This window comes from Phaeobacter sp. HF9A, from assembly GCF_011806385.1.
In the GTDB taxonomy this organism is placed as follows: Bacteria; Pseudomonadota; Alphaproteobacteria; order Rhodobacterales; family Rhodobacteraceae; genus Epibacterium.
Window position 1 is genome coordinate 1 of record NZ_JAATOX010000151.1, and the last position, 8257, is coordinate 8257.

Annotated in this window: 13 protein-coding genes; 2 read left to right on the forward strand and 11 right to left on the reverse strand. The window is 58.0% G+C overall.

Annotation, left to right across the window (positions count from 1 at the left end):
• Positions 1-614: 614 nt before the first annotated feature.
• Genes rplP through rplB form a run of 5 tightly spaced genes read right to left on the reverse strand, consistent with a single transcriptional unit; the run spans position 615 to position 3268 of the window.
• Positions 615-1028 carry a 50S ribosomal protein L16 gene (rplP, locus tag HCZ87_RS18455; RefSeq protein ID WP_167646193.1) on the reverse strand — a complete coding sequence of 138 codons (414 nt, stop codon included), beginning with the start codon at positions 1026-1028 and terminating at the stop codon, positions 615-617.
• A 12-nt stretch (positions 1029-1040) separates the two neighbouring features.
• The gene (gene rpsC, locus HCZ87_RS18460) at positions 1041-1760 is read right to left on the reverse strand and encodes a 30S ribosomal protein S3 (RefSeq protein ID WP_167646195.1); all 720 of its coding nucleotides are present in this window, start codon (positions 1758-1760) and stop codon (positions 1041-1043) included.
• A complete protein-coding gene (gene rplV, locus HCZ87_RS18465; protein WP_167646197.1) occupies positions 1760-2140 on the reverse strand; it encodes a 50S ribosomal protein L22 in 381 nt (126 codons plus the stop codon). The genes rpsC and rplV overlap by 1 nt, the downstream gene beginning before the upstream one ends.
• A gap of 3 nt (positions 2141-2143) precedes the next feature.
• Complete coding sequence (rpsS, locus tag HCZ87_RS18470; RefSeq protein ID WP_167646199.1) at positions 2144-2422, reverse strand: 30S ribosomal protein S19; 279 nt, start codon at positions 2420-2422, stop codon at positions 2144-2146.
• A 3-nt stretch (positions 2423-2425) separates the two neighbouring features.
• Complete coding sequence (gene rplB, locus HCZ87_RS18475) at positions 2426-3268, reverse strand: 50S ribosomal protein L2 (protein WP_068245414.1); 843 nt, start codon at positions 3266-3268, stop codon at positions 2426-2428.
• Positions 3269-3651: 383 nt separating this feature from the next.
• Here rplB and HCZ87_RS18480 point away from each other — a divergent pair, with 383 nt between their 5' ends.
• Together HCZ87_RS18480 and HCZ87_RS18485 are read left to right on the forward strand one after the other, a co-directional pair.
• Positions 3652-4224 carry a hypothetical protein gene (locus HCZ87_RS18480; RefSeq protein WP_217701976.1) on the forward strand — a complete coding sequence of 191 codons (573 nt, stop codon included), beginning with the start codon at positions 3652-3654 and terminating at the stop codon, positions 4222-4224.
• A gap of 1 nt (position 4225) precedes the next feature.
• Positions 4226-4726 carry a hypothetical protein gene (locus HCZ87_RS18485; protein ID WP_167646201.1) on the forward strand — a complete coding sequence of 167 codons (501 nt, stop codon included), beginning with the start codon at positions 4226-4228 and terminating at the stop codon, positions 4724-4726.
• Positions 4727-4938: 212 nt separating this feature from the next.
• Here the strand turns inward: HCZ87_RS18485 and HCZ87_RS18490 are convergent, their stop codons facing one another.
• The 6 genes from HCZ87_RS18490 to HCZ87_RS18515 all read right to left on the reverse strand — a co-directional run bounded on the left by HCZ87_RS18490 (position 4939) and on the right by HCZ87_RS18515 (position 8094).
• On the reverse strand, positions 4939-5145 hold the full coding sequence (locus HCZ87_RS18490; RefSeq protein ID WP_167646203.1) for a cold-shock protein: 207 nt from the start codon (positions 5143-5145) through the stop codon (positions 4939-4941).
• Positions 5146-5464: 319 nt separating this feature from the next.
• Complete coding sequence (locus HCZ87_RS18495; RefSeq protein ID WP_167646204.1) at positions 5465-5761, reverse strand: 50S ribosomal protein L23; 297 nt, start codon at positions 5759-5761, stop codon at positions 5465-5467.
• Entirely contained in the window at positions 5758-6375 is a 618-nt protein-coding gene (gene rplD, locus HCZ87_RS18500; protein WP_167646206.1) for a 50S ribosomal protein L4, read from the reverse strand. The genes HCZ87_RS18495 and rplD overlap by 4 nt, the downstream gene beginning before the upstream one ends.
• The gene (gene rplC / locus HCZ87_RS18505) at positions 6372-7091 is read right to left on the reverse strand and encodes a 50S ribosomal protein L3 (protein ID WP_167646208.1); all 720 of its coding nucleotides are present in this window, start codon (positions 7089-7091) and stop codon (positions 6372-6374) included. Before rplC ends, rplD begins: the two co-directional genes overlap by 4 nt.
• Positions 7092-7109: 18 nt before the next feature.
• Entirely contained in the window at positions 7110-7424 is a 315-nt protein-coding gene (gene rpsJ / locus HCZ87_RS18510; RefSeq protein ID WP_058289455.1) for a 30S ribosomal protein S10, read from the reverse strand.
• Between the two features lie 178 nt (positions 7425-7602).
• Positions 7603-8094, reverse strand: a complete 492-nt coding sequence (locus tag HCZ87_RS18515; protein WP_167646211.1) for a hypothetical protein — start codon at positions 8092-8094, stop codon at positions 7603-7605.
• Positions 8095-8257: the final 163 nt, after the last annotated feature.

The window sequence follows — 8257 nt, forward strand, 5'->3', positions numbered from 1 at the left end:
CGCGCCCCGTAGCGCCTCAGCGCCGCCGGTGAAGGGGGTTCTAAGGTCAGATCCAAATACCCGCAACCCCTTTTTTGTACTTTTTGTGAAATCTCCATGATTTCTGCGCAACGCGTTGTTATATATAGATAATAATTAGGCACCATGTTGGCATGCCGATCAAAAGCAAAACCCGTTCGGTGCGGGACATGCGCGATGCGACGTCTCATAAGACCATATATAGTGGGCCAAATCAATCAAAGCACAAGAATCCCCCGGCACATCGAGTCGCAACCACGAGTCATGCCAGCAAGGCGACTCGCGCAAACGAAAGAGTCGGGAGGCAGAAGGGCGGTGACTCGGGCCAAGCCAGACTAAGGAACAGTCGGAGCACAGCCCCGAGCCGACGATCTGTCTCAAATACAGAAGGCATTCATGCGAGGTCAGCAGCGCTCGACGCATGAGCAGCCCCCTGCCCCATCCATCGACACCTGATCTGGCGCCGTCTTCGCGGCCGGAGCGCAGCTGAGCCCCGCGCGTCACCGCATCTGGCGTCTCGCCGACGGAGCCTGAAACGCAAAACCCCCCGCCAGTTTCCTGACGGGGGGCTTTAAGTCACATTCGAAAGACCGGGCTTACCAGTCTTCGCGAACCACGATGCGGGTCTGAACCGGCAGCTTCATAGCTGCGAGACGCAGAGCTTCCCGGGCGATGTCTTCACCGACGCCGTCGATTTCGAACATCACGCGGCCCGGTTTCACTTTGCACGCCCAGAAGTCCACGGAGCCTTTACCTTTACCCATACGAACTTCGACGGGCTTGGAGGTCACCGGGGTGTCCGGGAAGATACGGATCCAGACACGACCCTGACGTTTCATGTGACGGGTCATTGCACGACGAGCAGCCTCGATCTGACGGGCGGTCACACGCTCGGGTGTCACTGCCTTCAGGCCGTAGGTGCCGAAGTTCAGGTCGGAACCGCCTTTTGCGAGGCCTTTGATCCGGCCTTTGTGCATCTTGCGGAATTTAGTACGCTTTGGCTGAAGCATATCGCGTTCTCCCTAGCGATCGCCACGACGGTTACCGCCTGCACCGCGAGGTGCCGGACCGTCCTGGATTTCTTGAGCCTTGCGATCACGCGCCTGGGGATCATGCTCCATGATCTCGCCTTTGAAGATCCACGTTTTGATCCCGATGATACCATAGGGCGTGGTTGCTTCAGAGTGTGCGTAATCGATGTCTGCGCGCAGGGTGTGCAACGGCACACGACCTTCACGATACCATTCGGTCCGTGCGATTTCCGCACCGCCCAGACGGCCAGCGACGTTCACCCGGATACCCAGGGCGCCCATGCGCATGGCGTTCTGCACGGCCCGTTTCATCGCGCGACGGAAGGACACACGACGTTCCAGCTGCTGGGCGATGGATTCGCCAACGAGCTGAGCGTCGAGCTCCGGCTTGCGAACTTCAACGATGTTGAGGTGCAGCTCGGAAGCAGTCATCGCAGCGATCTTCTTGCGAAGAACTTCGATGTCGGCGCCTTTTTTACCGATGATCACGCCCGGACGTGCAGTGTGAATGGTCACACGGCATTTCTTGTGGGGGCGCTCGATGATCACGCGGGCAATACCGGCCTGCTTGCACTCTTCCTTGATGAAATCACGGATGCGCAGGTCTTCCAGCAGCAGATCACCATAGTCTTTGGTGTCAGCGTACCAGCGGCTGTCCCAGGTGCGGTTGATTTGCAGGCGCATGCCAACCGGATTGACTTTATGTCCCATTAGGCTTGCTCCTCAACTTGACGCACCTTGATGGTGATCTCAGCGAACGGCTTCAGGATCTTGCCGAAACGACCACGGGCGCGCGGGCGACCGCGTTTCATGGTCAGGTTCTTGCCAACCCATGCCTCGGCGACGATCAGTTCATCGACGTCCAGGTTGTGGTTGTTTTCAGCGTTCGCGATGGCGGACTGAAGGCATTTCTTCACGTCCTGCGCAATCCGCTTGTTGGAGAAAGTAAGGTCGGTCAGAGCCTTGTCCACTTTCTTGCCACGGATCATCTGAGCCACCAGGTTCAGTTTTTGCGGGCTGGTACGGAGCATGCGCAGTTTTGCCATTGCTTCGTTGTCTGCCACGCGGCGGGGGTTCTTATCCTTGCCCATGACTTACTTCCGCTTCGCTTTTTTGTCAGCGGCGTGACCGTAATAGGTCCGGGTCGGCGAATACTCACCGAACTTCTGACCGATCATGTCTTCCGTGACGTTGACAGGAATGTGCTTGTGGCCGTTGTACACACCAAAGGTCAGCCCGACGAACTGGGGCAGAATGGTGGAACGACGCGACCAGATCTTGATCACTTCATTGCGGCCCGACTCGCGCGCTGCTTCGGCTTTTTTCAGCACGTAAGCATCGACAAAGGGGCCTTTCCATACAGAGCGAGTCATAGATTAGCGCCCTTTCTTCTTAGCGTGACGCGAGCGGATGATCAGCTTCTGCGACGCCTTGTTCTTGTTACGGGTGCGTGCGCCCTTGGTCGGCTTGCCCCATGGTGTCACCGGGTGACGACCACCAGAGGTCCGGCCTTCACCACCACCATGCGGGTGATCGATCGGGTTCATGACCACACCACGGACGCTGGGACGTTTGCCTTTGTGGCGCATACGACCGGCTTTACCGTAGTTCTGGTTGGAGTTGTCGGGGTTGGACACGGCACCAACGGTGGCCATGCATTCCTGACGAACCAGGCGCAGTTCGCCCGAGGAGAGGCGGATCTGAGCGTAGCCACCATCACGGCCAACGAACTGAGCATAAGTACCGGCTGCGCGGGCGATCTGGCCGCCTTTGCCGGGCTTCATTTCGATGTTGTGAACGATGGTACCGATGGGCATGCCAGAGAACGGCATTGCGTTGCCCGGCTTGATGTCTGCCTTTGCGGAGGCGATGACCTTGTCACCAACTGCCAGACGCTGCGGAGCAAGAATATAGGCCTGCTCGCCGTCTTCGTACTTCACCAATGCGATGAAGGCAGTCCGGTTGGGGTCATATTCAATGCGCTCGACGGTCGCGGCGACATCAAATTTATTCCGTTTGAAGTCAACGATCCGGTAAAGACGCTTTGCGCCACCACCACGGCGGCGAGAAGTGATCCGTCCGGTGTTGTTCCGGCCGCCCGATTTGGTCAAACCCTCAGTGAGAGACTTGACCGGACGCCCTTTCCAAAGCTCCGAACGGTCGATCAGAACCAGCCCTCGCTGGCCCGGCGTCGTCGGCTTATACGACTTAAGTGCCATGCTTTCTGTCTTCCGTTTAGCGTGCCGAGCCTTAGGTTATTTTCTTTGGCCCAGCTATGTTAAAGCCCCCTGCCTTGGCGCATCCGCGCCGGGTTCAGGTGACCGCTGAAGGGCCCCGAAGGTCCCAAGGTTAGAACATCCCGACAAAGATAACGGCCCCGGAACGAATCCGAGGCCTGTCAGGATTGGTGCGATGTAGCAGAGGTTGGGGAAGGTGGCAATGGGGAAGCGCGATGTAGCGCTCTGCCGGCGCCGGTTCCCGCCTCCGCAGACGGATCCGCGCCGGCACGCCGCGCATCCAAGAATAAGCTTGCATGCTGCGCAGGCCTCGGACACCTTGGGCGCATTATAGTGTGTTTCAACAGATTTCGTGAGTATTTATCATGGTCGATACTGACAAGACCTTGTCTGGCCTGTCCTGGTTCAAGGCAAATCAATCCAGTTATCCTAACAGCACCAAGATCGCTGACCTCGAGAGTGGCTTCAAAGGTAAGGTGCAGGCCTTTGAAAAAGCCCTGAAAGCAGCCGGCGCGAAGATTACCGTATCAACAACCAAACGCAACAAGGCCCGCGCCGCGATCATGCATCACGCATGGATGGTCGCAAACAAGAAGACAAAGCCCAAAGACGTGCCAAAGATCGACGGCGTCAAGATCAACTGGGATCACGGCGATGACGCAAAGAGCATCAAAGCCGCCAAAGACATGATCGGCAAGAGCGGCTTCAATATTGCCTTCAAACCCAGCCTGACCAGCCGCCACATTCAAGGCAAGGCGATTGACTGGACCATCACCTGGACCAAGGAGCTGAAGATTCTCGGCAAGGACGGCAAGGAAGTCACGATCACAACCTCTCCCAAGAACGGAACGAACAAGGATCTTCACAAAGTTGGCAAAGGCTATGGAGTGGTAAAGCTTGTCACAGACCCCCCGCATTGGTCCACGGATGGAAAATAGCATGCGCATTTTGACATTCCCGCTTGCACTTCTTGCGGGCCTCACCGCCGCGCAGGCCGCCCCCCTTCCCCACTCCATCCTGGATGCGACAGGCGACGAGGTGCGAATCACAGCGCTGGAGCCGGACGCCCCCCTCGCGGCAGGAGAAAGCCTTCTGGTGCTCTTTGGTACGCCCGATCTAGCTGCCGTGGTCCTCCCGCGTGTGTCGATCTCGGCCGCAGGTCAGCTTCAGCTCTCGACGTCTCAGGCCGATGTCGTCAATGGGCGCATCGGGCTCATTGTGGCAACCGAGGAAAGCGACGCGCAAATTTTCCTGACCAGCCCTGAGCGGCTGGGAATCGATCTCGACGGGGATGGTGCGCTTGAAGAGATCAGCTTCTGCCTGACGCCGACCCAGGCCTGGCTCACAGTAACCAATGGCGCGACGCAGAAGGTACTGCGAGAGCCCTTCTCACTCGACTACGACGCTGTGGCCACCTGCACGCCTGAAGGCAGCGACTAGCGCGCCCCGGCTCGCGCTGCCGCCCTTTGGCTGCGCGCCGCTGATCGCCAGACGAAAAAGGCCCTCGCTTCGAAGCGAGGGCCTTTCTATTTTCTCAGAGCGGCAACTGAACGTCCGGTGGACATCTCATGATTGCCGTCTCGCGAAGTCACATACCAGTCCCACATTCGTCAACCGCTCAGAGAACAGCCGCGACGTGGATGGCGGGTGTCTTACACGAGTTCCAGGTTGGTTGCGCTTTCGCGGCCGTCACGGCCTGCTTCCACGTCAAAGCTGACTTTCTGGTTGTCGGCCAGGCCGGTCAGGCCGGAGCGCTCAACAGCGGAGATGTGCACAAAGATATCTTTGCCGCCATCTTCGGGAGCAATAAAACCAAAACCTTTAGTGGAGTTGAACCATTTTACGGTGCCGTTAGCCATTCCGTATTTCCTTTTGATAAGAGCTGCCCGCAGGATGCGGCAGCCAGGCCGCGTTGAGGCAACATCGAAACTATCTCAGGATGGCCGGAAGGAGTCGAAGAACAAACGTAGCCCGTTGTACTTGCCCGCAAACGGGCCACAGGTCAACGACTTAGATGAAAAAACTTCAAAAAAAGCGACTTGCGATCGCCGCCCGCTTCGCGCGCCACCTCGATGCCCCCCCAACCTTAGGTTCCCCATCATAGCGCATGCCCCTAGGCGCCAAACAAAAAGGCCCCCGCTTGCGCGAGGGCCTCTTCATGTTTCAGAAAGACAAATCTCAGAGTCCGGTGGACACGTCGATGGTGTTGCCTTCTTCCAGGGTGACATAGGCTTTTTTCACGTCTTTCCGTTTGCCCAGCGAGCCACGGAAGCGTTTGACCTTACCCTTGGTGATGGTGGTGTTGACCGCTTTGACCTTCACACCAAAGAGCGCCTCAACGGCCTCTTTGATCTGCGGTTTGTTGGAGTCGATCGCCACTTCAAAAACCACTGCGCCGTTTTCGGACGCCATGGTGGATTTCTCGGTGATGATCGGCTTGCGGATCACGTCGTAGTGTTCTGCCTTCGCGCTCATTTCAGGCGAGCCTCCAGTGCTTCGACAGCCGATTTGGTGAGCACCAGGGTGTCACGCTTCAGGATGTCATAGACGTTTGCGCCCATCGACGGCAGGATATCCAGACCTTCGATGTTCTTGGCGGCACGGGCGAAACCTTCGTTCACAGCTGCGCCGTCGATGATCAGAGCCCGTTTCCAGCCCAGGTTTGCAACCTGTTTGGCCAGAGCGGAGGTCTTACCTTCGGCTTCTGCGTTCTCGATCACGACCAGCTCGCCGGCTTTCGCCTTGGCGGACAGCGCGTGACGCAGACCCAGCTTGCGGAACTTCTTGGTCAGCTCGTGGCCGTGGCTGCGCGGGGTCGGACCCTTGTAGATACCACCTTTGCGGAAGATCGGCGCGTTCCGGTCACCGTGACGTGCGCCACCGGTGCCTTTTTGGCGATAGATCTTCTTGGTCGAGTAGGAGGTCTCGGAGCGGGTCTTCACCTTGTGGGTGCCGGCCTGCGCGTTGTTGCGCTGCCAACGGACCACACGGTGCAGGATGTCCGCACGCGGCTCCAGGCCGAACAGCTCTTCGGACAGTTCGATGTCGCCCGCTTTGCCGCCGTCCAGATTGATCACGTCAAGTTTCATGCTTCACCCCCTTCCGCGGGTGCTTCAGCCGCAGCTTCAGCAGCAGTCTTCAGAGCTGCCGGGAACGGCAGGCCTTCGGGTGCTTTTTTCTTCACGGCGTCTTTGACAGTGACCCAGCCGGATTTCGGACCAGGAACAGCGCCCTTGATGAAGACCAGGCCGCGATCGGCGTCGGTTTTGACGACTTCGAGGTTCTGGGTGGTCACCCGTGCAGCGCCCATGTGACCGGCCATCTTCTTACCTTTGAAGACTTTGCCCGGATCCTGACACTGACCGGTGGAACCGTGGGAGCGGTGAGAGATCGACACACCGTGCGAAGCCCGCAGACCGCCGAAGTTCCAGCGCTTCATTGCACCGGCGAAACCTTTACCAATGGAGGTACCGGTCACGTCCACTTTCTGACCCGTCAGGAAGTGCTCGGCGGAGATTTCCGCACCAACTTCGATCAGGGCGTCAGCGGGAACGCGGAATTCAACCAGCTTCCGCTTCGGCTCAACCTTGGCCGCAGCATAGTGGCCACGCATCGCCTTGGAGACGCGTTTGACCTTTGCGGAACCCGCGCCGAGCTGAACAGCAGTGTAGCCGTCTTTGTCTTCGGTGCGTTGAGCAACAACTTGCAGACCATCAAGCGAAAGAACGGTCACAGGGATCTGTTTGCCGTCTTCCATGAACAAGCGGGTCATGCCCACTTTTTTTGCGATAATACCAGAGCGCATATATACTACCCTCCGATCTTACGATTGCAGCTTGATTTCGACGTCAACACCAGCAGCCAGGTCGAGCTTCATCAGCGCGTCCACGGTTTGCGGGGTCGGGTCGACGATGTCGAGCATACGCTTGTGCGTACGGATCTCGAACTGATCGCGGGATTTTTTGTCAACGTGGGGACCACGCAGAACAGTGAATTTCTCGATCTTGTTCGGCAGCGGGATCGGGCCGCGCACTTGGGCGCCGGTCCGCTTGGCAGTGTTGACGATCTCTTGCGTGCTGGCATCCAGAACGCGATAGTCAAATGCCTTCAGCCGGATACGGATGTTTTGGCTTTGCATCGTATAGCCTTTTAGTCAGGCGTTGGAGTTGAGAGGAAGGCCTGCGACCACCGCACACCTTCATCGAACCCAAAAGGCGGGAATCACCCCGCCCTGTTCCCGCACTGCGGGATGGGTCCCACTACACCTGTTGGCCCTGTGTGGCAAGGCCCATTGCCACATCCACCACACAACCGTTTCATCGCGCCGCCTCCTTCGGCAGATCCAGCCAGATCTCGCCCCGACGGTACCCCCCGCGTACCAACCGATCCGCCCTCATCACCTGTGGGAACTCAATCTCCCAATCCCGAAATCTGTCGCGCGACACAATGATCCCGCCACTGTCCCGGGCCATCCGCAGGATATGGGGATCCGCAGGCTGCCCCTTGGGAACCACATGCGACTGGACCTTAGGAAGCCCCAGCGCCTTGGCAAAACGCTCTCCACTCATGTACCGCCCGGCCACCAAATAGCCCGCGTTCGCATCAAACACGACGCAGGGTCGATATCCGGCAACTCTCAGCGCCTTGATCACGTCCTGAACCGGCTCAAGCGAGAGCTGTGTCTCCTTCCAATACAGCACATTGGAACCGTCAATAATGGCAAGTCGTGGCCGCTGTGCCCTCTTCCGAAACCGCAGAAGAACCAGCAGCAGACCAACAAGCAGGATCAGAAACGCAGCTTCAACCATGGCACGGCCGTGGGGAAATCATCATTTTGTGCAAATCTCAAAGACCTCAAAAAATACATCGCAAACCAAAAAATACCGCCGCGCCATTTCTTCTAACGAGAAATATCCCGGAGCGCGAGGCAGCGCCTCGCATATAGCAAAAGGGCCTCCCGAAGGAGGCCCT